The sequence below is a fragment of the Streptomyces tirandamycinicus genome, from assembly GCF_003097515.1.
Classification (GTDB): domain Bacteria; phylum Actinomycetota; class Actinomycetes; order Streptomycetales; family Streptomycetaceae; genus Streptomyces; species Streptomyces tirandamycinicus.
The window spans coordinates 4,825,373-4,850,268 of the sequence record NZ_CP029188.1; the positions used below are offsets into that span (position 1 = coordinate 4,825,373).

The 24,896-nt window shown below is 71.3% G+C and carries 21 protein-coding genes and 1 riboswitch; of the genes, 14 read left to right on the forward strand and 7 right to left on the reverse strand.

The window, feature by feature from the left end:
• Window positions 1-64: 64 nt before the first annotated feature.
• Window positions 65-2,338: a glycogen debranching protein GlgX gene (glgX, locus tag DDW44_RS21400; protein WP_244224077.1), complete on the reverse strand. Its 2,274-nt coding sequence runs from the start codon at window positions 2,336-2,338 to the stop codon at window positions 65-67.
• Between the two features lie 342 nt (window positions 2,339-2,680).
• Here glgX and DDW44_RS21405 point away from each other — a divergent pair, with 342 nt between their 5' ends.
• The 5 genes from DDW44_RS21405 (at window position 2,681) to DDW44_RS21425 (ending at window position 8,931) form a co-directional block, all read left to right on the forward strand.
• The gene (locus DDW44_RS21405; protein ID WP_108907406.1) at window positions 2,681-3,934 is read left to right on the forward strand and encodes a L,D-transpeptidase; all 1,254 of its coding nucleotides are present in this window, start codon (window positions 2,681-2,683) and stop codon (window positions 3,932-3,934) included.
• Window positions 3,935-4,107: 173 nt separating this feature from the next.
• A complete protein-coding gene (locus tag DDW44_RS21410; RefSeq protein ID WP_108907407.1) occupies window positions 4,108-5,352 on the forward strand; it encodes a L,D-transpeptidase in 1,245 nt (414 codons plus the stop codon).
• A 98-nt stretch (window positions 5,353-5,450) separates the two neighbouring features.
• Window positions 5,451-6,218, forward strand: a complete 768-nt coding sequence (locus DDW44_RS21415; RefSeq protein ID WP_017946802.1) for an enoyl-CoA hydratase/isomerase family protein — start codon at window positions 5,451-5,453, stop codon at window positions 6,216-6,218.
• Window positions 6,219-6,489: 271 nt separating this feature from the next.
• Window positions 6,490-6,993, forward strand: a complete 504-nt coding sequence (locus DDW44_RS21420) for an ATP-binding protein (protein ID WP_108907408.1) — start codon at window positions 6,490-6,492, stop codon at window positions 6,991-6,993.
• Between the two features lie 765 nt (window positions 6,994-7,758).
• A complete protein-coding gene (locus DDW44_RS21425) occupies window positions 7,759-8,931 on the forward strand; it encodes a YncE family protein (RefSeq protein WP_018891335.1) in 1,173 nt (390 codons plus the stop codon).
• 216 nt (window positions 8,932-9,147) lie between these two features.
• Here DDW44_RS21425 and DDW44_RS21430 read toward each other — a convergent pair whose 3' ends face one another.
• The 6 genes from DDW44_RS21430 to gcvT form a co-directional block, all read right to left on the reverse strand.
• Window positions 9,148-9,540: a type II toxin-antitoxin system VapC family toxin gene (locus DDW44_RS21430; protein WP_108907409.1), complete on the reverse strand. Its 393-nt coding sequence runs from the start codon at window positions 9,538-9,540 to the stop codon at window positions 9,148-9,150.
• Window positions 9,537-9,809: a hypothetical protein gene (locus DDW44_RS21435; protein WP_108907410.1), complete on the reverse strand. Its 273-nt coding sequence runs from the start codon at window positions 9,807-9,809 to the stop codon at window positions 9,537-9,539. The genes DDW44_RS21430 and DDW44_RS21435 overlap by 4 nt, the downstream gene beginning before the upstream one ends.
• A gap of 452 nt (window positions 9,810-10,261) precedes the next feature.
• Window positions 10,262-11,632 (reverse strand): L-serine ammonia-lyase, encoded by a 1,371-nt coding sequence (locus DDW44_RS21440; protein WP_017946796.1) that lies wholly within the window; start codon window positions 11,630-11,632, stop codon window positions 10,262-10,264.
• Between the two features lie 193 nt (window positions 11,633-11,825).
• Window positions 11,826-13,085, reverse strand: coding sequence for a serine hydroxymethyltransferase (glyA, locus tag DDW44_RS21445; protein ID WP_017946795.1), 1,260 nt, complete (start codon window positions 13,083-13,085; stop codon window positions 11,826-11,828).
• A 27-nt stretch (window positions 13,086-13,112) separates the two neighbouring features.
• Window positions 13,113-13,487 carry a glycine cleavage system protein GcvH gene (gene gcvH / locus DDW44_RS21450; protein ID WP_108907411.1) on the reverse strand — a complete coding sequence of 125 codons (375 nt, stop codon included), beginning with the start codon at window positions 13,485-13,487 and terminating at the stop codon, window positions 13,113-13,115.
• A gap of 55 nt (window positions 13,488-13,542) precedes the next feature.
• Complete coding sequence (gcvT, locus tag DDW44_RS21455) at window positions 13,543-14,658, reverse strand: glycine cleavage system aminomethyltransferase GcvT (protein WP_108907412.1); 1,116 nt, start codon at window positions 14,656-14,658, stop codon at window positions 13,543-13,545.
• 160 nt (window positions 14,659-14,818) lie between these two features.
• A riboswitch (glycine riboswitch) is annotated at window positions 14,819-14,916 on the reverse strand.
• A gap of 131 nt (window positions 14,917-15,047) precedes the next feature.
• Between gcvT and DDW44_RS21460 the strand changes: the two genes are divergently transcribed.
• The 9 genes from DDW44_RS21460 (at window position 15,048) to DDW44_RS21500 (ending at window position 24,882) form a co-directional block, all read left to right on the forward strand.
• The gene (locus tag DDW44_RS21460) at window positions 15,048-15,749 is read left to right on the forward strand and encodes an AAA family ATPase (RefSeq protein ID WP_017946792.1); all 702 of its coding nucleotides are present in this window, start codon (window positions 15,048-15,050) and stop codon (window positions 15,747-15,749) included.
• A 128-nt stretch (window positions 15,750-15,877) separates the two neighbouring features.
• Entirely contained in the window at window positions 15,878-16,651 is a 774-nt protein-coding gene (locus DDW44_RS21465) for an enhanced serine sensitivity protein SseB (RefSeq protein WP_108907413.1), read from the forward strand.
• 114 nt (window positions 16,652-16,765) lie between these two features.
• Window positions 16,766-17,545: an enhanced serine sensitivity protein SseB C-terminal domain-containing protein gene (locus tag DDW44_RS21470; RefSeq protein ID WP_108907414.1), complete on the forward strand. Its 780-nt coding sequence runs from the start codon at window positions 16,766-16,768 to the stop codon at window positions 17,543-17,545.
• A 300-nt stretch (window positions 17,546-17,845) separates the two neighbouring features.
• A complete protein-coding gene (locus DDW44_RS21475) occupies window positions 17,846-19,516 on the forward strand; it encodes an ABC transporter substrate-binding protein (RefSeq protein WP_026281887.1) in 1,671 nt (556 codons plus the stop codon).
• 105 nt (window positions 19,517-19,621) lie between these two features.
• Window positions 19,622-20,626: an ABC transporter permease gene (locus tag DDW44_RS21480; protein ID WP_026281886.1), complete on the forward strand. Its 1,005-nt coding sequence runs from the start codon at window positions 19,622-19,624 to the stop codon at window positions 20,624-20,626.
• On the forward strand, window positions 20,626-21,588 hold the full coding sequence (locus DDW44_RS21485) for an ABC transporter permease (protein ID WP_027735150.1): 963 nt from the start codon (window positions 20,626-20,628) through the stop codon (window positions 21,586-21,588). The genes DDW44_RS21480 and DDW44_RS21485 overlap by 1 nt, the downstream gene beginning before the upstream one ends.
• A gap of 4 nt (window positions 21,589-21,592) precedes the next feature.
• Window positions 21,593-22,696 (forward strand): ABC transporter ATP-binding protein, encoded by a 1,104-nt coding sequence (locus DDW44_RS21490; RefSeq protein ID WP_108907415.1) that lies wholly within the window; start codon window positions 21,593-21,595, stop codon window positions 22,694-22,696.
• Window positions 22,693-24,108 (forward strand): ABC transporter ATP-binding protein, encoded by a 1,416-nt coding sequence (locus DDW44_RS21495; protein WP_108907416.1) that lies wholly within the window; start codon window positions 22,693-22,695, stop codon window positions 24,106-24,108. Before DDW44_RS21490 ends, DDW44_RS21495 begins: the two co-directional genes overlap by 4 nt.
• 87 nt (window positions 24,109-24,195) lie before the next feature.
• The gene (locus DDW44_RS21500; RefSeq protein WP_018891312.1) at window positions 24,196-24,882 is read left to right on the forward strand and encodes a trimeric intracellular cation channel family protein; all 687 of its coding nucleotides are present in this window, start codon (window positions 24,196-24,198) and stop codon (window positions 24,880-24,882) included.
• Window positions 24,883-24,896: the final 14 nt, after the last annotated feature.

Consider the following 24,896-nt stretch of genomic DNA (forward strand, 5'->3'; position numbering starts at 1 on the left):
CGCCTCCCGCCGACTCCCCCTGCGGTTCCCCGCCGCCCGCCGTTCCCCGCCGCCCCACGGCGGCTCAGCCCGCGTCGCGCACCCGCAACAGCAGCACCGAACGCGCGGGCACCGTCATCCGCTCCCCGCCCCGGTGCACCGTCCCCGGCGCCGCCGACTGCTCCTCCAGCGAGGTGTCCACGACCAGTTCGTACTCCGCCGCCCACGGCGGCCCCGGCAGCCGGAAGGCCGTCGGCCGGCCGGCCGCGTGCAGGATCGTCAGAAAGCTGTCGTCGGTGACCTGGGCCCCCCGGGCGTCCCGGCCCGGGATGTCCCGGCCCGACAGGAACAGCGCCAGCGTGGAGGACGGCGCGTACCAGTCCTGCTCGGTCATCTCCGCGCCGTGCGGCGTGAACCAGGCCAGATCGCGCAGCCCGTCGGCGGTCTGCGGCCGGCCGGAGAAGAACGCCCGGCGCCGCAGCACCGGGTGCGCGCCGCGCAGCGCCAGCAGCCGGGAGGTGAGGGCCAGCAGCCCGTCCGGCCCCGGCTGCTCCGGAAGCGACCAGTCGAGCCAGCCGGTCTCGTTGTCCTGGCAGTAGGCGTTGTTGTTGCCGCCCTGCGTACGGCCCATCTCGTCGCCCGCCACCAGCATCGGGACGCCGGTGGACAGCAGCAGGGTGGTGAGCAGATTGCGGACCTGCCGCCACCGCAGGGCGTTGACCTCGGGGTCGTCGGTCTCGCCCTCCGCGCCGCAGTTCCAGGCGCGGTTGTCGTCGGTGCCGTCCCGGTTGCCCTCGCCGTTCGCCTCGTTGTGCTTGCGCTCGTAGCTGACCAGGTCGCGCAGGGTGAAGCCGTCGTGGGCGGTGACGAAGTTGACCGAGGCGTACGGGCGCCGGCCGCCCCAGGCGTACAGGTCGCTGGAACCGGACACCCGGTAGCCCAGGTCCCGCAGATCGGGCAGCGCACCCCGCCAGAAGTCCCGCACCGCGTCCCGGTAGCGGTCGTTCCACTCCGTCCACAGCGGGGGGAACGCGCCCACCTGGTAGCCGCCGCTGCCGACGTCCCACGGTTCGGCGATCAGTTTCACCCGGCGCAGCACCGGGTCCTGGGCGATCACGGCGAGGAACGGGGACAGCATGTCGACGTCGTGCATCGAGCGGGCGAGGGCCGCCGCCAGGTCGAAGCGGAATCCGTCGACACCCATCTCCGTGACCCAGTAGCGCAGCGAGTCGGTGATGAGCCGCAGCACCTGCGGCTGGACCACGTGCAGCGTGTTGCCGCAGCCGGTGTAGTCGGCGTAGCGGCGGGCGTCGCCGTGCCGGAGGCGGTAGTAGCCGCGGTTGTCGATGCCCTTCAGGCTCAGCGTCGGCCCCAGCTCCCCGGCCTCCGCGGTGTGGTTGTAGACCACGTCCAGGACGACCTCTATGCCGGCCTGGTGCAGGGCGCGCACCATCCGCTTGAACTCGCCGACCTGCTGCCCCGCCGTCCCGGACGCGCTGTAGCCGGCGTGCGGCGCGAAATAGCCGATCGAGTTGTAGCCCCAGTAGTTCCTGAGGCCCCGCCGCAGCAGGTGGTCCTCGTGCGCGAACTGGTGGACCGGGAGCAGTTCGACCGCCGTCACCCCGAGCCGTACGAGGTGGCCGATCGCCGCCGGGTGCGCCAGGCCCGCGTAGGTGCCGCGCAGCTCCGGGGGGATGCCGGGGTGCAGCCGGGTGAAGCCGCGCACATGCAGTTCGTAGATGACGGAGTCCGCCCAGGGGGTCTTGGGCCGCCGGTCGTCCGCCCACTCGTCGTCCGGCGCGTCGTCGTGCACGACCACGCCCTTGGGGACGTACGGGGCCGAGTCCCGGTCGTCGCGCACGGTGTCCGCGACATGCTGGTGCGGCCAGTCGCGGACGTGCCCGTACACCTCCGGCGGCAGCGCGTACTCGCCGTCGACCGCCCGGGCGTACGGGTCGAGCAGCAGCTTCGCCGGGTTCCAGCGCGCCCCGGTCCACGGGTCCCAGCGGCCGTGCACGCGGAAGCCGTAGCGCTGGCCGGGCCCGACGCCCGGCACGAAACCGTGCCAGATCTCGTGGGTGAGCTCGGTCAGCGGCAGCCGGACCTCCGCGCCCGACTCGCCGAAGAGGCAGAGCTCCACGGCCTCGGCGCCGCCCGCCCACAGGGCGAAGTTGGTGCCGGCGACCCCGTCGGGACCGACCCGGAACCGGGCCCCCAGCGGTGTCGGCGCCCCCGGCCAGACCGGGGGTCCGGAGCCGTCCGCCCTCCTCGGCCGCCCGTGCGGGGCCGGGCGCGGCCCCACGGCGGGAAGAGGCCGCTCCCCTTCCCGTACCGCCTCCTGCTCGGCTGCGCTCGACACCTGTCGGCCTCCCGCGGCTCGTCGGGCCCGCGCGGCTCCCGCCCCGGCGTCCCGGCCGTGGCTCCCCGCGTGCGGTCCTCCCACCATCTCTGCCCGACGCCGCGCCGCTCCCAACATGACCCGCTCCCGGCATGGCCCGCCTTCAACATGGCCCGCTCCCGGCACACCCTGCCCCCGGCATGGCCCGCTCCCGGCATGACCCGCTTCCCCGCCCCGCCCTTCGGCACGCCCTGCCCCCGGCACGCCCCGCCCCCCGCATGACCGGCGCCGACGTTTCCCCGGGAGGGTGGCCGTCGTTGGGCGGGACGTGCTGTGTCTCTGCGATCCCACGAGGTGGACTCTGTGAGCAACGCGGTGAGGCGGACGAGGGCCACGCTGGCCGTCGCCGCGCTGTGGACGGTACTGCTCGCCGGCGTGGCCGGCTGCACCGGCGAAGCCGGGAGTGCCGGGAGTGCCGGCGGTCCGGCCGCCGAAGGCGACAAACCCCGGGCGCCCGGCGACACCATCCGGATCACCCCGGCCGACGGGGCCACGGCGGTGCCCGCGGACGGCAGGCTCGAAGTGGCGCTGGCGGGCGGGCGGCTGGAGCGGGTCAAGGTCACCCGGATCGAGGACGCGCAGCCGGCCGAGGTCCCGGGCGCCGTCTCCCCGAACGGCCTGACCTGGCGCCCGAAGCCGGGCACCCGGCTCGCGCTGGCGGCCAAGTACAGCGTCGACGCGGTGGCGCTGGATGTCCACGGCCGCCGCTCGGCGCGGCACACGACCTTCACCACCGTCGTCCCCGACCACCGGTTCATCGGCTACTTCACCCCGGAGAACCGCTCCACGGTGGGCGTCGGAATGATCATCTCGTTCGACTTCAACCGCGGCATCAGGAACCGTGCGGCCGTCGAGCGGGCCATCCGCGTCACCTCCGTCCCGCCGGTGGAGGTCGTGGGCCACTGGTTCGACGCGGAGCGCCTCGACTTCCGCCCGCGCGAGTACTGGAAGCCGGGCACCAAGGTCACCGTCGACATGGCCCTGCGCGACGTCGAGGGGGCGGCCGGGGTGTACGGAGTCCAGCGCAAGACCGTCCGCTTCACCGTGGGCCGGTCCCAGGTCTCCGTGGTCGACGCCCGCGAGCAGACCATGGAGGTGCGCCGCGACGGCAGGCTGCTGACGACGCTGCCGGTCACCACCGGCGGGAAGAAGACCCGGACGTACAACGGCAGGATGGTCGTCAGCGAGATGCACGACGTCACCCGCATGAACGGGGCCACCGTCGGTTTCACCGACGACGACGGCAAGAGCGAGTACGACATCAAGGACGTTCCGCACGCGATGCGGCTCACCACGTCCGGCACCTTCCTGCACGGCAACTACTGGGCCGACCCGGCCGTCTTCGGCGCGCGGAACGTCAGCCACGGCTGCATCGGGCTGCGCGACGAGAAGGGCGGCAGCCAGGACTCCCCGGCGGGCTGGTTCTTCGACCGGACGCTCGTCGGCGACGTGGTGGAAGTGGTCAACTCCCCGGACCGCACGGTCGACCCGTGGAACGGGCTGAGCGGCTGGAACATGGGCTGGGAGGCGTGGAAGGCCGGCTCCGCGCTGCGCTGAGCGCCCCGCCGCATGGGCGGCGCCCCCACCGGGCAGATTTGCGACTGAACGGTGACATCGGTGAGAAGCCGCGGCGACCTGCGGTGTGATTATCTGTCGCAGTGCGCGCCGTTCGAGCGCGTGGGGGTGCGGGCCCCGGCGGGGCCGGGCCGTGCGAGGGGAGACAACTCATCGTGAACGGGCAGCCGATATCGGGGGCAGCGGTCAGGACGGGCCGGCGACGCGGGCGCACCGCGCTGCCGGCCCTCGCCATGGGTGCGCTGCTGCTGCTGGTGTCCGCCTGCGGCGGCGGCTCCGACCGCCCGGCCGGCGCCGGCAAGAAAGCCGAGGACGCCGGCAAGGTCGGCACGGCGGCGTCGCAGGCGGTCGTGACCGTCGCGCCCAAGGACGGGGCGAAGGCGGTCGCCACCAGCGGCACGCTCAAGGTGACGGCCGACCGGGGCAGGCTGACCGAGGTCGCCGTCAAGGACGACAAGGGCAACGCGGTCGAGGGGAGGATCGCGGCGGGCGGTGCGAGCTGGGAGCCGCTGCAGCACCTCGCGTCGGCCACCAAGTACCGGGTGCACGCCGTGGCCGAGGACGCCGAGGGCCGCGAGTCCGCGAAGGACACGACCTTCACCACGCTCGTCCCCAAGAACACCTTCATCGGCCACTACACCCCCGAGAACGGCTCCACGGTCGGCGTCGGCATGCCCGTCTCCATCAACTTCACCCGCGGCATCACCGACCCCGAGGCCGTCGAGAAGGCCATCAAGGTCACCGCCGAGCCGTCGGTGCCGATCGAGGGGCACTGGTTCGGCAACGACCGCCTGGACTTCCGCCCCGAGAAGTACTGGGCCGCGGGTACCAAGGTGACGGTCCGGCTCAACCTGGACGGTGTCGAGGGCCGGCCCGGCGTGTACGGCAAGCAGGCCAAGACGGTCTCCTTCACCATCGGCCGCAGCCAGGTCTCCACCGTCGACGCCAAGGCCCACACCATGAAGGTGGTGCGCGACGGCGAACTGATCAAGACCATCCCGATCACCGCGGGCGCCCCGTCGACCACGACGTACAACGGCCAGATGGTCATCAGCGAGAAGTACAAGGTGACGCGGATGAACGGCGCCACCGTGGGCTTCGGCGGCGAGTACGACATCAAGGACGTCCCGCACGCCATGCGCCTGTCGACGTCCGGCACCTTCATGCACGGCAACTACTGGGCCTCCCGCGGCACCTTCGGCTCGGCGAACGTCAGCCACGGCTGCGTCGGTCTGCGCGATGTGCGAGGCGCCTACGACAGCGGTACCCCGGCCGCGTGGATGTTCAACAACTCGATCATCGGCGACGTGGTGGTCGTGAAGAACTCCAAGGACAAGCAGATCGCCCCCGACAACGGCCTGAACGGCTGGAACATGCCCTGGGCGGAGTGGATCGGATAGTCCCGCGACGGTAGGGACGAGGGGCCCGGTGCCGTGCCGGCCGGCGGAACCCGGACGGCACCGGGCCCCTCGGAGTGAACGAGGGCTAACCTCCCCGTATGACAGTCACTCTCGAAGTCTCCGAAGGCGTCGGCACCATCCGCCTGGACCGCCCCCCGATGAACGCCCTGGACATCGCGACCCAGGACCGGCTGCGCGAACTGGCCGCCGAGGCGACCGACCGGGACGACGTGCGCGCCGTGATCCTCTACGGCGGGGAGAAGGTGTTCGCGGCCGGAGCGGACATCAAGGAGATGCAGGTGATGGACCACGCCGCGATGGTGAAGCGGTCGAAGGCCCTGCAGGACTCCTTCACCGCCGTCGCGCGCATCCCCAAGCCCGTCGTCGCGGCCGTGACCGGCTACGCCCTGGGCGGCGGCTGCGAGCTGGCGCTCTGCGCCGACTACCGGATCGCGGCGGACAACGCCAGGCTGGGCCAGCCGGAGATCCTGCTCGGCCTGATCCCCGGCGCCGGCGGCACCCAGCGGCTGGCCCGGCTGGTGGGCCCGTCCAGGGCCAAGGACCTCATCTTCACCGGCCGCCATGTGAAGGCGGACGAGGCGCTGGCCATCGGGCTGGTCGACCGCGTCGTACCGGCCGCCGAGGTCCACGGGCAGGCGCACGCCTGGGCCGCGAAGCTGGCCCAGGGGCCGGCGCTGGCGCTGCGGGCGGCCAAGGAGTCCGTGGACGCCGGGCTCGAGACGGACATCGACACCGGACTCGCGATCGAACGGAACTGGTTCGCGGGTCTGTTCGCGACCGAGGACCGCGAGCGCGGGATGCGGAGCTTCGTCGAGGAGGGCCCGGGGAAGGCCAAGTTCCTGTGAACCGGCCCGAGAGGGCAGGGAATTGGACACCGGCGCCGGTTTCGTCAACATGGCGCCTGGCTTAGTCGAACCTTGAAGAGACCGTGAGCGCCGTCGCCCGCTGCTCTTGGCGATCACGCGTAAGCGCTGCGTCATCGCAGGTGAGTCGCGGTATGAGGGCCTCTGAGTGCCAGTGGCATATGTCAATTCGGCACCCCCGGGCTCCGCTCCCCGGGGTGCCGAATCCTCCGGAACGGTCACGGGGGCGCCTCCGGGCGGCCATGATGGGGGCATGGCGGGGCTGGAAGGTGTGGAGCAACCACGGGCGCGCGGCAGCGCGACCGCCGCGCGGTGGGCGCCGGCCGTCGACGACGAGCGGGCGCTCGAGGCGGTCGAGCTGTTCGGCGATCCCTCCGAGGGGGAGGTCGAACTCCCCTCACGACCCGAATCCGCGGCCGTCGCACGCCGGCTGACGCAGTGCGTGGCGCTCCGCCAGTGGGCACTCTCCCCGCAGACCGCCGAGCACGCGATCCTGCTGGTCTCCGAGCTGGTGGGCAACGCGGTGCGGCACACCGGGGCCCGGGTGTTCGGACTCCGGATGCTCCGCCGGCGCGGCTGGATCCGCATCGAGGTGCGCGATCCCTCGCGGGGGCTGCCCTGTCTCATGCCGGTCCGCGAGCTCGACACCAGCGGCCGGGGCCTCTTCCTGGTCGACAAGCTGTCCGACCGGTGGGGTGTCGATCTGCTGCCGCGCGGCAAGACCACCTGGTTCGAGATGCGGACGGACGACCGCTGAGCCGGGCCCCCGCGGTGCCCGGGGCGGGGTCCGCGTGGCCCCCGGGGCGAGAGGGCGGGCCCGGGGTGCGTGAAGCGCGGCGGCCCGCCCCGTGCGGGATGCGGACGGGGAGCGCATGCGCCGTGGGTCGTGAGCGTACGTAGCACGGGCCGGGTGCGTGCGCCGCGTGGCCGTGAGCGTGCGCGGTGCGGGCCGGGTGCGTGCGCGGTGCGGGCCGGGTGCGTGCGCGGTGCGGCCTTGAACGTGCGCTGCGCGGGCCGTGAGCGTGCGCGGTGCGGCCTTGAACGTGCGCTGCGCGAGCCGTGAATCCCTGCGGCGCGGACCGGGTGCGTGTGCGGCACGGGCCGTGCACGCACGAAAGCCCCCTTCGCCGTCGAGGCGCCGAGGGGGCTTCGTGTGTGCGGGCGCGGACGGGGTGGGGTGTATCCGCGCTGCCGCTCTTCTGGACGACCTGGCCCGGGTCGATGGGGGTCGCGCGACCGACTATGGCAGACATTCGGCCATCCATCAATGGTGCATTTCGGTCTTTCTATGCACAGCCCGGCAATGCAACATTGAATCAAAGGTGAATTCGACCCCCTGTCTGGCAAACGATGAATGGGTATGGGGCCAGATGGGTGAATCTTCGGACCGGAGCTCTCCCCGTGTGTGTCGGACGGCGGCCCTCGGCCATGCCCCTCGCTACCTTTCGTCCGCATCGCACCCGCCGCACGGGCACCCGGACCGCCCGCGGTGCCGCCGGTGCCGACCACGGAGCCGCCGCCCATGCCGCATCCCACCCAGCGATCCCTGCCGCTCCTCGCGGCCTTCCTGCTCGCGGCCCTCGGAGCGGGCTGCGACGCGCCCGCGGAGAAGGAGGGGACCGTGGCGGCCCCGCCCGTCCGGGCGCGGGAGGACGGCGTACCGGTGGGGCTGCCCGGAATGCCGCCGCTCCTCGACCCCAGGGACGTCTACGCCGCCGACCGCCCCGGCAGGCTCTCACCCGTGGTGCGGGACTTCCCGTCGCGGGTCTATGTGCCCAACACCGGCTCCAACACCGTCTCGGTGATCGACCCGGCCACCTACAAGGTCGTCGAGACCATCCCGGTGGGCGTCCAGCCGCAGCACGTCGTCCCCTCCTGGGATCTGAAGACCCTGTGGGTGAACAACAACCGGGGCCACACCCTCACCCCCATCGACCCGGCCACCGGCACGGCCGGCCGGCCGGTGGAGGTCCACGACCCGTACAACCTCTACTTCACGCCCAACGGCCGCTACGCCGTCGTCATGGCCTCCCTGGACCGGGAACTGGTCTTCCGCGACCCGCACACCATGCGCACGCTCAAGACCACGCCGGTCACCTGCTACGGCGTCAACCACGCGGACTTCTCCGCGGACGGCCGCTACTTCATCGTCTCCTGCGAGTTCTCCGGCGAGCTGCTCAAGGTCGACACGGAGAGCATGGAGGTCGTCGGCCAGCAGAAGCTGCCGTTCCGCGGCGCCATGCCGCAGGACGTGAAACTCTCGCCGGACGGCAGGACCTTCTACATCGCCGACATGGTCGCCGACGGCATGTGGGTGCTCGACGGCGACCGGTTCACCACACCGAACCTGCTGCCCACCGGCAAGGGCTGCCACGGCCTGTACGTCAGCCGCGACTCCCGCGAGATGTACGTCACCAACCGGGGCGAGGGATCGGTCTCGGTCTTCGACTTCGCCCAGGACCGGCTGACGAAGAAGTGGCGGCTGCCGAACGGCGGCTCCCCGGACATGGGCGGCGTCTCCGCGGACGGAAGGGTGCTGTGGCTGTCGGGCCGCTACCACTCCGAGGTGTACGCGATCGACACCGCGACCGGGGAGCAACTCGCCCGCATCCCCGTCGGCAGCGGTCCGCACGGCCTCGCCGTCTACCCCCAGCCCGGCCGCTACTCCCTGGGGCATACGGGCGTCTTCCGCTGACCCGGCGCGGGTACGGCGGCCCGTCCGCGCCGGCCGCCCGGCCACCGGCCGGTACCCCGCCCGCTGGAACGTCTGGGTCCCGGCGTCGTACGTCCTCGGTGGCGCGCTACCGTCGGGGCCGTGGGCCGGAGGATGGGACGAAGACCGGCTGCGGGCTGTGCGCGGCGCGCTCCACACGCAGGGATACCCGCGTTCCGTTGAGCCGCGGCCTCGCGGTCACACCTTGACGATGCGGATGCCGGGGCCGCACAGCATGAGGAGGTCCTCGGGGTCCGACGTCAGGACGGTCACGGGGGCGGGCGAGGCGAGTGCGGTGGCGGTCACGATGGCGTCGAGGGCGTACTTGTGGCCGTGCAGGCTGGCAGCGGCCAGGAGTTTGCTGGCGTGGCGGGCGATGGCTTCGGTGGGCGGCACGATGTTCACGCGGGAAACGGCGTAGTCGAAGCGGGCCTGGTTGACCTTGGGATCGCGTGCTTCGACCAGCGTGACGGAGCTGGTGACCACGCGGATGTCCTCGGCCTCGGCCGCAGTCAGCCACTCGGTGAGTTCAGGGGAGTGTCGTACGAGTTTGGACAGCCCCTCGCAGTCCAGGACGAGCGTCCCGCTCACGCGGCGTCCGCCGAGCTGGCCGTGTCACCGCGCAGGACGGCTCGCTTGGTCTCGACCGCTGCCTGGTCCACCGGGCCGTGTTCGGCTTCGGCGTCCTCGATGAGTTCGCGCAGCCGGTCCCGCTCCAGCTGGCGCTGGATGAGGGCTTCGACGTACGCGGACATGCCACGCTTGCCGGTACGTGCCTTGAGCGCGGCGATGGTGCCTTCATGGAGGGAGACGGAGACCGGACGGACGGGGCCTTCGCCGGGAGCGGAGGAGGTGGCCATGGATCTACTTTAACAACACTCTTGTTATTGAGGGGGTCGCTAACCATGCCCGATCCTTCGTGCAGACATCGCCCAAGGGCTGTCCCGCCATCCCCAGCGGGCGCACGACGACAGCTGCGGCACCTCGCTGTGTTGTCGGATCGCCCGAATACGCCCAGTATGAGGACGACCCTCCGCCTTGCGATGCACCCCATCTGACGCCGCGCGCTGATGCGCCGGTGATTGCGGGACAGCCCTTGGCTGATCGTCACCGCAGAGCCGATCGAAGGGCGCTGGGGGAGGGGGCCGTCGTCGAGCAGGTGGGATGTACCCCAGGTCAGACGTCGATCGGCGAACAGTTTCCCAGGGACTCTCACGTCCGTCCCAGGGAGTCCCAGGGACCTTTCCACCGCGTGCGCGGAGAAGGCCCCGACAGCGCTGAAAGACACGAACGCACTGGTCAGGGCCTTGCCTCAGCACTCGATGATGTTGACCGCCAGCCCGCCGCGCGCCGTCTCCTTGTACTTCACCGACATGTCCGCGCCGGTGTCCTTCATGGTCTTGATGACCTTGTCGAGGGAGACCTTGTGGCTGCCGTCGCCGCGCAGCGCCATCCGCGCGGCGGTGACGGCCTTCACCGCGGCCATGCCGTTGCGCTCGATGCATGGGATCTGGACGAGCCCGCCGACCGGGTCGCAGGTGAGGCCCAGGTTGTGCTCCATGCCGATCTCGGCGGCGTTCTCGACCTGTTCCGGGGAGCCGCCCATCACCTCGGCGAGCGCGCCCGCCGCCATCGAGCAGGCCGAGCCGACCTCGCCCTGGCAGCCGACCTCGGCGCCCGAGATCGAGGCGTTCTCCTTGAAGAGCATGCCGATCGCGCCGGCCGCGAGCAGGAAGCGGATCACGCCTTCCTCGTCGGCTCCCGGCACGAAGTTCATGTAGTAGTGGAGGACCGCCGGGATGATGCCCGCCGCGCCGTTCGTGGGGGCGGTCACGACACGGCCGCCCGCCGCGTTCTCCTCGTTGACGGCCATCGCGTAGAGCGTGATCCACTCCATCGCCAGCGCCTGCGGGTCGCCCTCGGAGCGCAGCTTGCGCGCTGTGTTGGCGGCGCGGCGGCGGACCTTGAGCCCGCCCGGGAGGATGCCCTCGCGGGACATGCCGCGCGAGACGCAGGCCTGCATGACCCGCCAGATGTCCAGCAGCCCGTCGCGGATCTCGTCCTCGGTCCGCCAGGCCTTCTCGTTCTCCATCATCAGCGAGGAGATCGACAGTCCCGTCTCGCGGGACAGCCGAAGCAGCTCGTCGCCGGTGCGGAAGGGGTACTTCAGCACGGTGTCGTCCGGCACGATCGGGTTCTCCCCGGCCACCGCGTCCTCGTCGACGACGAAGCCGCCGCCCACCGAGTAGTACGTCTTCTCCAGCAGCGTGCCGCCCTCGGCGTCGTACGCCCACAGGGTCATGCCGTTCGCGTGGTACGGGAGCGCCTTGCGGCGGTGCAGGACCAGGTCCCGGTCGAAGTCGAAGGCGATCTCGTGCGCGCCGAGGAGCCTGATCCGCCGGTCGCTCTTGATCCGCTCGACCTCGTCGTCGGCGGTCTCGACGTCGACCGTGCGGGGCGAGCTGCCCTCCAGGCCCAGCAGGACGGCCTTGGGGGTGCCGTGGCCGTGCCCGGTCGCACCGAGGGAGCCGTACAGCTCCGCGCGTATCGCCGCGGTGTGGGCCAGCACGCCCTCGTTCTTGAGCCGGCGGGCGAACATGCCCGCCGCCCTCATCGGGCCGACGGTGTGGGAGCTGGACGGCCCGATGCCGATCGAGAACAGGTCGAAGACCGAGATGGCCACGGGTGGTACTCCTTGTGGGATGGCTGTGCTTTCCCGGGGGACGCGGTGTCCCAGTGCGGCTGCGCCGCGGGCCGGACCCCCGGCCGTGGGGCCGGGGCAGGGAGGCGCGGGGGTGCGCGCCGGGTGCACGGTGCGGGGCACCGCACGCACCGTCCGGTGTGCGCGGTGCCCCGCCGGTCGCGCTCAGGTCTGCTTACAGACCAGGGTAAAGGGGGTGCTTCGCGGCGAGTGCCGAGACGCGTCCCTTGAGGGCCTGCGCATCGTACGAGGGCTTGAGCACCTCGGCGATGACGTCGGCGACCTCGCGGAAGTCCTCGGCCTGGAAGCCGCGGGTGGCGAGCGCCGGGGTACCGATCCGCAGGCCGGAGGTGACCATCGGGGGGCGCGGGTCGTTCGGGACGGCGTTGCGGTTGACGGTGATGCCGACCTCGTGGAGCCGGTCCTCGGCCTGCTGGCCGTCCAGCTCCGAGTGCCGCAGGTCCACCAGCACCAGGTGCACGTCCGTGCCGCCGGACAGCACGGAGACCCCGGCCTGCCTGACGTCGTCCTGGACCAGGCGCTCGGCGATGATCTTCGCGCCGTCCAGGGTGCGCTGCTGGCGCTCCTTGAACTCCTCCGAGGCCGCGACCTTGAAGGAGACCGCCTTGGCGGCGATCACATGCTCCAGCGGGCCGCCCTGCTGGCCGGGGAAGACCGCGGAGTTGATCTTCTTGGCGAGCTCGGCGGTGCAGAGGATCACTCCGCCGCGCGGCCCGCCGAGCGTCTTGTGGGTGGTCGTGGTCACGACATGGGCGTGCGGCACCGGGTTCGGGTGCAGCCCGGCGGCCACCAGGCCCGCGAAGTGGGCCATGTCGACCATCAGGTACGCGCCGACCTCGTCCGCGATCCGGCGGAACGCGGCGAAGTCCAGCTGACGCGGGTACGCCGACCAGCCGGCGACGATCAGCCTCGGCTTGGACTCCTTGGCGAGCCGCTCCACCTCGGCCATGTCGACCTGGCCGGTGGCGTCGTCGACGTGGTAGGCGACCACGTTGTAGAGCTTGCCGGAGAAGTTGATCTTCATGCCGTGGGTCAGGTGCCCGCCGTGCGCGAGGTTCAGGCCCATGATCGTGTCGCCCGGCTTCAGCAGGGCGAACATCGCCGCCGCGTTGGCCTGGGCGCCCGAGTGCGGCTGCACGTTCGCGTGCTCGGCGCCGAACAGCTCCTTGATGCGGTCGATGGCGATCTGCTCGACCACGTCGACGTGCTCGCAGCCGCCGTAGTAGCGGCGGCCGGGGTAGCCCTCGGCGTACTTGTTGGTCAGGACGGAGCCCTGCGCCTCCATGACCGCGACCGGGGCGAAGTTCTCCGACGCGATCATTTCCAGGGTGGACTGCTGGCGGTGGAGCTCGGCGTCGACGGCGGCGGCGACATCCGGGTCGAGCTCGTGGAGAGGGGTGTTGAGAAGCGACATCTTGCTATCCCTAGGGTCGGGTCCTGCTCAGCTGGCGAAGTCGGTGTACTCGGCGGCGGAGAGCAGGTCCTCCGGCTCCTGTGCGACCCGCACCTTGAACAGCCAGCCGCGCTCGAAGGGGGCGGAGTTCACCAGCGACGGGTCGTCCACGACGTCCTGGTTGGCCTCGACGACCTCACCCGTCACCGGGGAGTACAGATCGCTGACCGACTTGGTCGACTCCAGCTCGCCGCAGGTCTCGCCCGCGGTCACCGTGTCGCCGACCTCCGGGAGCTGGACGTACACGACGTCGCCCAGGGCGTTCGCCGCGTGCTCCGTGATGCCGACCGTCGAGACGCCGTCCTCGGCGGCCGACAGCCACTCGTGCTCCTTGCTGTACCGCAGCTGCTGGGGGTTGCTCATGACCTGAATTCTCCTGTACGCGGGGACGTGCTGCTGATGGGGGATGCCGGAGTGGCTACTTCTGGCGCTTGTAGAAGGGGAGCGCCACGACTTCGTACGGCTCATGGGTACCGCGGATGTCGACGCCGACGCCCTCGGTGCCGGGCGCGGCGTGCGCGGCGTCCACGTAGGCCATGGCGAGCGGCTTGCCCAGGGTCGGCGAAGGGGCGCCGGAGGTCACCTCGCCGACGGCCTCGCCACCGGCGACCACGGACATCCCGGCCCGCGGCACCCGGCGGCCCTGGGCGACCAGGCCGACCAGCTTGCGGGGCGGGTTCGTGGCGGCACGCTCCGCGGCGGCCTCCAGGGCCTTGCGGCCGACGAAGTCGCCCTCCTTCTCGAACTTCACGACCCGGCCGAGACCGGCGTCGAAGGGGGTGAGCGACGTGGTCAGCTCGTGCCCGTACAGCGGCATGCCCGCCTCCAGGCGCAGCGTGTCGCGGCAGGACAGGCCGCAGGGCACCAGCCCGGCCGGGGCGCCGGCCTCGGTCAGCGCCTGCCACAGCGTCTCCGCGTGCCGGGGCTCGACGAACAGTTCGAATCCGTCCTCGCCGGTGTAGCCGGTGCGGGCGATCAGCGCCGGGACGCCGGCGACGGTGCCGGGGAGGCCGGCGTAGTACTTCAGTCCGTCCAGGTCGGCGTCGGTGAGCGAGCCGAGGATGCCCGGTGACGCGGGGCCCTGTACGGCGATGAGCGCATATGCGTCACGGTCGTCGCGTACGGCGGCGTCGAAGCCCTCGGCACGCTCCGTGAGGGCGTCGAGGACGGTCTGCGCGTTGGAGGCGTTGGCGACGACCATGTACTCCGTGTCGCCGAGGCGGTAGACGATCAGGTCGTCGAGGATGCCGCCGTCCTCCCGGCAGATCATCGTGTAGCGGGCGCGGCCGGTGGCGACGCCGCCGATGTTGCCGACCAGCGCGTAGTCCAGCAGCGCGGCGGCCTGCGGCCCGGTGACGCTGATCTCGCCCATGTGGGAGAGGTCGAAGAGACCGGCCTTCGTCCGGACGGCGTGGTGCTCGTCGCGCTCGCTCGTATACCGCAGCGGCATGTCCCAGCCCGCAAAATCGGTCATGGTCGCGCCCAGCGAGCGATGCAGGGCGTCGAGGGCGGTGAGACGGGGGGCGTTGCTCATGGATGGGGCTCCCAGGGCATGACTGGCGAGGACGATCCTCCCCATCTGTCATCGAAACCTGAGAGGTTCGTCACGACCACACGTAGCCGACGTACGCGGAGGGCGTGACTTGCACCTTGGGTGGAACCGCAGGAGCTGCGGTCCGCTTTTCAGATCTGCCTCGTCGCGCGCGGTACGGGGCCTGAGAGATTCAAGGGAGGGACTTGCTCCTTCGGCGCCCGGCCCACAGAGTGGCCGGGACTCTCCCGCGCGGATTCAAGCGGCCGGTATGCAGTTTGCGCGGACATCATTGCACGGGTGCTCGCGTCGGCAAATCACTTGGTGGCCATTACCTTTTCTTTAGGCTTCTTGGGCAGGGTCTGGAGACCCGACAGGGGGAGAGTGAGCTGATGACGTTGCAGCAGCCCGGTGCGTATCCGGCGACCGCAGGGGTGCCCGCACGGCCCCGATTCCCCGCGCGAGCCGCCGGGGCCGCCGGGCGCGGCCTGCCGATCGGCCTCACCACGGCCCCGCCCCTCGTACGCGACCTGCGGGAACGGCAGGGGCACGGCCCGCGCGCCCTGGCCTTCCGCCGCGGCGACCTGGTCGTGATCTCCGGGCTGCCCGGCAGCGGCAAGTCCACGCTCATCCGGCGGGCGGCCGAGGGCGGCGGGATCGACTCCCAGGACACCCGGGACCGCTGGGACCGGCGGATGCCCCGCGCCGTGCCGTACGCCGTCTACCGCCCGCTCGTGCGCCTCGCCCACTACGCGGGGCTGCGGCGGGCGCTGCGCTCCGGGGAGAGCGTGATCGTGCACGACTGCGGTACCCAGTCGTGGGTCCGCCGCTGGCTGGCCCGCGAGGCACGCAGGCGGGGCTGCGAGCTCCATCTGCTCCTGCTGGACGTCACACCCGAGACCGCCCGCGCGGGCCAGCGGGAGCGCGGCCGCGGCGTCTCCGGCTACGCCTTCGCGCGCCACCGCCGAGCGGTCTCCCGCATCCTCCGGGCCGTCGAGCGCGGCCACCTCCCCGCGGGCTGCGCCTCCGCGACCCTGCTCGACCGCGCCGCGGCCTCCGCGCTGACCCGGATCGGCTTCGCCGAGCAGCCCTGACGACGGGCCGGAGAGCGCGCGGCCGCATGGTGGGTCCGGGCCCGCGCCACCCCCGCCGCGGCCGCTACCCTGCTGCGCAGGACGTCGCGGCCGGCCTGTCCGGGTCGGCGGGGGAAGCAGGGATCGCAGTGGACACGACATGGCCCGCCAATGAGCTCGAAGAGGTGCTGGCCGCATCGGTCGGGAACCCCTCGGCCGGGGGGCGGCTCGTGGAGGTGCTGGGGCGCAGCTCCGTGTGGGTGCCGCTGCCCAACGGCGGCGGCCCCGACAGCGCCAGCCTCGACCTGCCCACGGTCGAGATGGACGGCATCCCCTACGTCCCCGTCTTCAGCTCCCAGGAGCAGTTCCGCCTCGGAGCGGGCGACCACATGTCCGGCACCGTCGCGCCCGCCGTCGAGTTCGCCCGGGGGCTGCCCCCGCAGCTCGGCATCGCCGTGAACCCCGGCGGCGCCGTCGGCGTGCCGCTGCCGCCGCCCGCCGTGGCCGAGCTGTGCCGGATGGGCTCCGGGCCGCTGGGCGGCACCTCCGCTGCCGGGAGCCACGAGCGAGGGGGCGCGGCGAGCGGCGGCCGGGTCAGGCTCTTCGAGCCGGACTGGCAGGAGGAGCCGGTCGACTTCCTCGCCGCCGCGGCCGGGGAGTTCGAGTCGACCCGGGTCGTCCAGACCGCCCGCAGGATCCTGGCCAGCATCGAGGGCGGCCCGCCGGTGCTGTTCGTCGGCGTCCAGCTCTCCGCCTTCGACGACCCCGACCGTGCCGCCCCGATGGACGCCCTCGGCCGTGCCCTCGGCCGGGTCGCCGTGAAGTGGCCGGTCAACCTGGTGCTGCTCGACATCGCCCAGGACCCCGTCGGCGACTGGATGCTCACCAGGGTCCGGCCCTTCTACACCCGGCAGTACGCGTAGAGGTCACGTTGGTGTCGGTACGGCCGCATAAGCTGGTTTGATGACGGGGTTGCCGCACTCGCGTGCCCAGGGCGGCGCGAGGGAACGGCGGATCGAAGAGGGGCGGGACCCAGAGTGAGTGCGTCAGGCACCGCGGCGGCCGGGCAGGTCGAGCACATGCTGCGCCAGGTGACGCCCGGGCGCTACGACGCGTACGAGGCGCTGCTCCAGGCCCTCGCCGACGGCCGGGTGTGGATGCTGCTCTGGCACGGCCAGGCCGGTTCTCCCGACGCCCAGTACGGCAACATGGAGGTGGACGGCCTCGGGTACGCGCCCTGCGTCACCTCGGCCGAGGAGCTCTCCGCGTCCGGCTGGACCAGGGCCCACGAGGTGGTCGCCGGCGCCGACGTGGCCCGTGCCCTCTTCCCCGACCGCTGGGGCATCTGGCTCAACCCGCACGCGCCGGGTGGGGGCGTCGGCATCCCCTGGCCCGATCTGCGCCGGATCGCCACCGGCCTCGACCGGATGCCCGCCGGGCCCCTGCGGCTGACGGAACCGGCCATCGAGATCCCCCAGTTCTACGCGCTGCTCACACAGAACGCACACCGCACCCCGGTCGTCCGGTCGCTGCGCAGGGCCTGGGTGCAGCCGTCGCTGGGCGCTCCGTACCTGGCCATCGGCCTCGATCTCTACGACACGGGCCGGCAGTCCGTCGAGTCCGTGCGCGCCATGATGCAGCAGTCGATCGCCGCCGTCCCGGACGGTCTTCCGGTGTCCACCGTCGCGATGTCCGACGACTACGACCCGGTCGCCATGTGGCTGAGGGCCAGCACCCGACCGTTCTACGACCGGGAGGCCCACGCCGGTCCTCCCCGGCAGCCCGGCTACGGCTACCCGCCCGCCCAGTCCCGCTGAGCCCCTTCGGCCAGGCGAGCCCCTTCGGCCCCCGCTGAGCCCCTTCGGCCCGGCGAGCCCCCTCGGCCCAGGCGAGCGCCCTGACGGCCCGTCCGGGGCCGCACCGCGCACCGGGCCAACGGCGCCGGGGGCCCGGGAAGTCGACGGGGTGAGGCCCGATGTCCCGGATCGAGCCGTTTTGGCGACTGTCCGGGTCTCGACTGTGCATCACCGCTATGCGGACTGTTCTCCCGTTCGGGACTCGTCTGTAGTGTTCGGCCGGTCAAGACCTCCTCCACAGGCGGATTCCAGGGGTGGACCATGCCAATATTCAAGTCCAGAGCCGTCAAAGTGATCACAGCGGCCGTCGCGGTCGGCCTCGTCGCCACCGGCTGTGCGAGTGAGCGCGGCAAGGACGGCGACAAGGGCGGCGACAAGGACACCTTTGTCTTCGGCGCACCGGGTGACCCGGGCTCCCTGGACCCGGCCCTCGCCAGCGACGGCGAGACCTTCCGTGTCACCCGTCAGGCCTTCGAGGCGCTGCTGGAGCACGAGTCCGGCGGCAGCGAGCTGGTCGGAGGTCTCGCGGAGAAGTGGTCCAGCAACCCCGAGGGCACGGTCTGGACGTTCAACCTGCGCCAGGGCGTGAAGTTCCACGACGGTGAGGCGTTCAACGCCGCCGCGGTGTGCGCCAACTACGACCACTGGTTCAACTGGACGGGCACGTACCAGCTGGACGCCGTGTCGTACTACTGGCGGAAGATCATGGGCGGGTTCGCCAAGAACGAGGACCCCGAGGCTCCGAAGGCGAACTACAAGTCCTGCACCGCGAAGGACGACAACACGGCGGTCATCGAGGTCAACGAGCCCTCGGCGAACCTGCCCGGTGGTTTCTCCCTCCAGGCCCTCGCGATCCACTCCCCGAAGTCGCTCGAGGAGTACAAGAAGCAGCAGGCGACCTCCAAGGGCGACGCGATCACCTACCCCAAGTACAGCCAGGAGGCCGGCACGGTCGCCGGCACCGGCCCGTACCGGATCGCGAAGTGGAACAAGGGCAACAAGGAAGTCACCCTCGAACGCTTCGACGACTACTGGGGTGACAAGGCCAAGGTGAAGAACCTGGTCTTCCGTACGATCAGCACCGAGGACGGCCGGCGTCAGGCGCTGCAGGCCGGTGACATCCACGGCTACGACCTGGTCGCTCCCGCCGACATCAAGACCCTGGAGAGCGCCGGCTTCACGGTGCCGACCCGTGACGTCTTCAACCTCTTCTACCTCGGCATGACCCAGGGGAAGAACCCGGCGCTGAAGAAGCCCGAGGTGCGTCAGGCGATCGCGCACGCCATCGACCGGGAGAACATTGTCAAGACCCAGCTCCCCGAGGGCGGCAAGGTCGCGACCCAGTTCATGCCGGACACCGTCGACGGCTTCTCGGAGAACGTGAAGCAGTACCCGTTCGACACGGCGAAGGCGAAGTCGCTGCTGGCCGGGGCCAAGGAGGAGGGCCTCTCGCTCGACTTCTGCTACCCGACCGAGGTCACCCGCCCGTACATGCCCGCCCCGCAGGACATCTTCGAGCTGATGAAGGCCGACCTGGAGAAGGCCGGTATCAAGATCACCCCGAAGCCGATGAAGTGGGCCCCGGACTACCTGGACGCCACCGAGGCGGGCTCCTGCTCCCTGCACATGCTGGGCTGGACCGGTGACTTCAACGACGGCTTCAACTTCATCGGGACCTGGTTCGCGAAGAAGGACAAGCAGTGGGGCTTCGACGAGGCGAAGGTCTTCGACGCCGTGAACGCCGCGTCGAAGGAGGCGAACCCCGCCAAGCGCGTCGACGCGTACAAGAACGCCAATGAGACGATCATGGAGTACCTGCCGGGGCTCCCGATCTCGTCCTCGCCGCCGGCCATCGCCTTCGGCAAGAACGTGAACCCGCCGAACGTCTCCCCGCTGACGCAGGAGAACTTCGCCGAGGTCTCCTTCAAGTAGCACACCGCGTCAGGTCCGCCCGGCCACGGAGCACTCGTGGCCGGGCGGACCCGCATCCCAATCCCGTACCACTCGTACAACACACGCAAGAAAGGGGCACGCGGGGTGTTGCGACTCGTCGTACGACGGCTGCTACAGCTGATACCCACCCTGCTCGGCCTGTCGGTTCTGCTCTTCCTCTGGCTGAACCGACTGCCCGGCGGACCCGCCTCAGCGATCCTGGGCGAGCGGGCGACCGAAGCCGAAGTGGCGCGCATCAACCGGGCGCTCGGACTCGACCAGCCTCTCCACGTCCAGTACGGACGCTTCCTCAAGCGCATCTTCGAACTCGACCTCGGCACCTCCACCCAGACGGGGCAGCCGGTGTGGGACGAGTTCGTCCTCCGGTTCCCCGCGACGGTCGAACTGAGCGTCGCGGCCATGCTGATCGCCGTGGCGGTCGGCATTCCGCTCGGCTATCTCGCCGCCCGCAGGCGCGGCGGCTGGCTCGACGTGGCCGCGGTCTCCGGGTCGCTCGTCGGGATCTGCATCCCGGTCTTCTTCCTCGCCCTGATCCTCAAGGGCATCTTCGCCGTCAACCTCGGTCTCTTCCCGACCTTCGGCCGTCTGACCACCGGAGTCGACGCCACCAGCGTCACCGGCTTCGCCGTCCTCGACGGCGTCCTCACCGGTGAGATCGACGCCTCGTGGGACGCGATCATGCACCTGGTGCTGCCCGCGCTCGCGCTCTCCTCCATCCCGCTCGCCGTCATCGTGCGCATGACCCGCGCCAGCGTGCTGGAGGTCCTCGGCGAGGACTACGTCCGCACCGCCGAGTCCAAGGGCCTGGAGCGGAGGACCGTCCGGGGCCGCCACATCCTGCGCAACGCGCTGCTGCCCGTGGTCACCGCGGTCGGCCTGCTCACCGGCAGCCTGCTCTCGGGAGCGGTGCTCACCGAGTCGGTGTTCTCCTTCGGCGGCATCGGCTCCTTCATCCGGGACGCGATCGACGCCCGTGACTACCCGGTGCTCGTGGGCTTCATCATGTTCATCGCGATGGTGTACGTCCTGATCAACCTGCTGGTGGATCTCGCGTACAGCGTCATCGATCCGAGGGTGCGGGTGCACTGATGAGCCTGGCTACCACCAAGACATCGAAGATCGACCGGCTCGCGGAGCTCACCGCGAAGAAGGAGACGTCCAGCGGCGCCAGCCTCTGGCGGGAGGCCTTCCGCCGGCTGCGCGGCAGCAAGATGGCGATCATCGGCGCGATCGTCATCGCCGCGTTCGTCGTGGTCGCGATCGTGGGCCCCTGGCTCGCCCCGTACGCCCCGACGGCGCAGACCTGGCGCGGCGAGGTCTTCGCCAACCAGGGCAGGTTCGTCGGCGCCCGCGGTGAGAACCTGTTCGGCCTGGACCACCTGGGCCGCGACATGTTCTCCCGCATGCTCGTGGGAGCCCGGCAGACGCTGCTGGTCGGCGTGGTGTCGATGCTGATCGGCCTGGTGCTCGGGGCCCTGGTGGGCGTCGTGTCGGGCGCGGCGGCCACTCTCGGCGGGCGCGCGGGACAGCGCCTGGACGACGTCGTCATGCGGGTCACCGACATCATGCTGGCGCTGCCGTCGCTGCTGCTGGCGGTCTCCGTCGCCGCGGTGCTGGGGCAGTCGCTGACCACGGTGATGATCGCCGTCGGTGTGGTGCAGATCCCCATCTTCGCCCGGCTGCTGCGCGGTTCGATGCTCGCCCAGGGCGGCAAGGACTACGTGCTGGCCGCCCGGTCCCTCGGCATCCGCAAGCGGCGCATCGTGCTCACCCAGATCATGCCCAACTCGCTGAGCCCGGTGATCGTCCAGGCCACCCTCAGTCTCGCCACCGCGATCATCGAGGCCGCCGCCCTGTCCTACCTCGGTCTCGGAAACCCCGACCCGGCCGTCCCGGAGTGGGGCGTCATGCTCTCGCAGGCGCAGCGCTTCTTCGACAACGCGCCGATGATGTCGATGTACCCGGCGGTCGCCATCATCGTCACCGCCCTGGGCTTCACCCTGCTCGGCGAGGCCATGCGCGAAGCCCTCGACCCGAAGCTGCGAGGTTGATGTCATGCCACTGCTCGATGTGGACGAACTCACCGTCACCTTCGGCGGTCGCGGCCGCAAGGCCGCCAAGGCGGTCGAGACGGCCAAGGCGGTCGAAGGCGTCGAGGCCGTCCCGGCGGTCAACGGCGACGAGGCCGTCGGGGAACAGACGGCCGAGGCCGTCAAGGACAACACCGTCAAAGCCGTCAACGGGGTCTCCTTCTCCGTGGACGAGGGCCAGGTCGTCGGACTCGTCGGCGAGTCGGGCTGCGGGAAGTCCGTGACCTCGCTCGCCCTGATGGGGCTGCTCCCGCGCAAGGGCGTGACCCTCGGCGGACGGGCCGACTTCGAGGGCGCCGACCTGCTGGCGATGACCCCCGGCAAGATCCGGGACCTGCGCGGCAGCAAACTGGCGATGATCTTCCAGGACCCGCTGTCCTCGCTGAACCCGGTCGTCCCGATCGGCGTCCAGGTGACCGAGATCCTCAAGCGCCACCGCGGTATGAAGGGCGAGGCCGCCCGCAAGGAGGCCGCGCACCTGCTGGACCGGGTCGGTATCCCCGACCCGGACCGGCGGCTGAGGGAGTACCCGCACCAGCTCTCCGGCGGTATGCGGCAGCGGGCGCTGATCGCCATGGCCGTGGCCTGCGCGCCCCGGCTGCTCATCGCCGACGAGCCGACCACCGCGCTGGACGTCACCATCCAGGCGCAGATCCTCGAACTGCTCAAGGAACTCGTCGACCAGGAGGGCACCGCCCTGCTGATGATCACCCATGACCTGGGGGTCGTCGCCGGGCTCTGCGACCAGGTCAATGTGCTGTACGCGGGCAAGGTCGTGGAGTCCTCCGGGCGGCGGGAGCTGTTCGCGCACCCGACCCACCCGTACACCCACGGTCTGCTCGGTTCCATCCCGAGGCTCGACGCACCGCGCGGCGAGCCGCTCCACCCCATTCGCGGGTCCATCAACGACCAGATCGCCTGGGCCGAGGGCTGCGCCTTCGCACCCCGCTGCGACCGTTACGAGATGGGCTGCCTGACCGGTACGCCCGAACTGACCGAACCCCGCGAGGCCGGGCACCAGGCCCGCTGCGTCAACCCGGTCCTGGCCACGACGGAGGTCCCGGCATGAGCCTGCTCGAACTCGACGGAGTGAAGGTCCACTTCCCCGTCAAGAAGGGCATCCTCTTCGACCGCACGGTCGGGCACGTCTACGCCGTGGACGGCGTCTCGCTGTCCGTCGAGGCCGGCCAGACGTACGGGCTCGTCGGCGAGTCCGGCTGCGGCAAGACCACGCTCGGGCGGGCGGTGCTGCGGCTCGTCGACGTCACGGACGGCCGGGTCGTCCTCGACGGCACGGACGTGGCACAGCTTCCCGAGCGGGAGATGCGCTCGTTCCGCCGGCGGCTCCAGATGGTCTTCCAGGACCCGCTGGGCAGCCTGAACCCCCGGCAGAACATCGAGTCCATCCTGTCCGAGGGCATGGCCGCGCACGGTATCGGCGCGAACCAGGAGGAGCGCCGGGAGAAGATCAAGGAGATCCTGGCGAAGGTGGGCCTTCCCGGGAACGCCCTGTCCCGCTACCCCCACGAGTTCTCCGGCGGCCAGCGCCAGCGCATCGGCATCGCGCGCGCCCTGGTGCTCGAACCGGACGTGATCATCTGCGACGAGCCGGTCTCGGCGCTGGACGTCTCCATCCAGGCGCAGGTCGTCAACCTGCTGGAGGAGCTTCAGAAGGCGATGGGCCTGACGTACCTGGTCATCGCCCACGACCTCGCCGTCGTCCGGCACATCTCCGACGTCATCGGGGTCATGTACCTCGGCTCCCTGGTGGAGGAGGCTCCGAGCGACGCGCTCTACGAGGGGCCCAAGCACCCCTACACCAAGGCGCTGATGTCGGCGGTACCGGTGCCGGACCCGGAGGTGGAGGACCGCCGCGAGCGCATTCTGCTGCTGGGCGACCTGCCGTCCCCGGCGAACCCGCCCGCGGGCTGCCGCTTCCACACGCGCTGCCCGTGGAAGCAGGACACCCGGTGCGCCACGGAGCGCCCCGAACTGAGGGACCTCGGCGGCGGTCACCGGGTGGCCTGCCACTTCGCGGCGGAGATCGCGTCGGGCGAGATCGCCCGCACCTCGGGCGAGGTCGTCCCGGCGGTCCGCGAGGGCGTCGTGGACGCCGACGCGGAGTCCGACGCGGAGAACGGCGCGGAGAACGGCGCGGAGAACGGCTCGGGGGGCGCGGTGCCGCCGCCCCGGGCCGGGACGGCGGACGGGGACGCCGGGGCGGCCGACGCGTCCGGTGGCGGAGACGCGTCGGGCGGCGGTAACGCGTCCGGTGGCGGTAACCCGTCCCGCGCCGGGGAGGCGTCGGAGCCGTCCGCCGACGCAGAAGCGCAGGGGCCGTCCGGTGGCGGGTCGGACGCCGGGGCCTCCGGGGTGACTTCCGGCGGCAGGACGGGGAAGGACGCGGCTTCCGGGGAGAAGGCCTCGTCGGGGGAGAAGACCTCGTCGGAGAAGACCTCGGAGGCTCCCGCGAGCACATAGCGACACCCACCGGGACGCGGGCCACCCGGCCCGCGTCCTGGTCGGGGCCCGGGCGGGTTCCCGTTCCGGAGGCGGCACAATTGGCCGGTGCTCCAGGAACTGTTCACCCCCTCCGTCCAACACGCTCTCGATCTCGCCGGCATCTTCGTCTTCGCCATCTCCGGCGCCCTGCTCGCCGTGCGGAAGAACTTCGACGTCTTCGGCATCGCGGTGCTCGCCGAGGTCACCGCGCTGGGCGGCGGACTCTTCCGTGACCTGGTCATCGGCGCCGTCCCGCCCGCCGCGTTCACGGATCTCGGCTACTTCCTGATGCCGCTGGTGGCGACGGTGCTGGTCTTCTTCCTCCATCCCGAGGTCGAGCGGATCCAGGGCTCGGTCAACGTGTTCGACGCGGCCGGTCTGGGGCTGTTCGCCGTCACGGGCACGACCAAGGCGTACGAGTACGGCCTCGGTCTGACCGCCTCCGCGACGCTCGGGCTCGCGACGGCGGTCGGCGGCGGTGTGCTGCGCGACGTCCTCGCGAACGAGGTGCCCTCCCTGCTGCGCTGGGACCGCGACCTGTACGCCGTTCCCGCGATCGTGGGTGCCACCATGGTCGCGCTGTTCATCCGCTTCGAGGCGCTCAACGGGCTGACCAGCGGAGTCGCCGCACTGACGGCCTTCTCCGTGCGCCTGCTCGCGATGCGGTTCCACTGGCGGGCGCCGCGTGCCTGGAACCGCCGGTCCACCGCGACCGAGCCGGGCAACGAGGGCTTCGGCAAAGCTACCGCTTAGTACTTGTCTGTTGT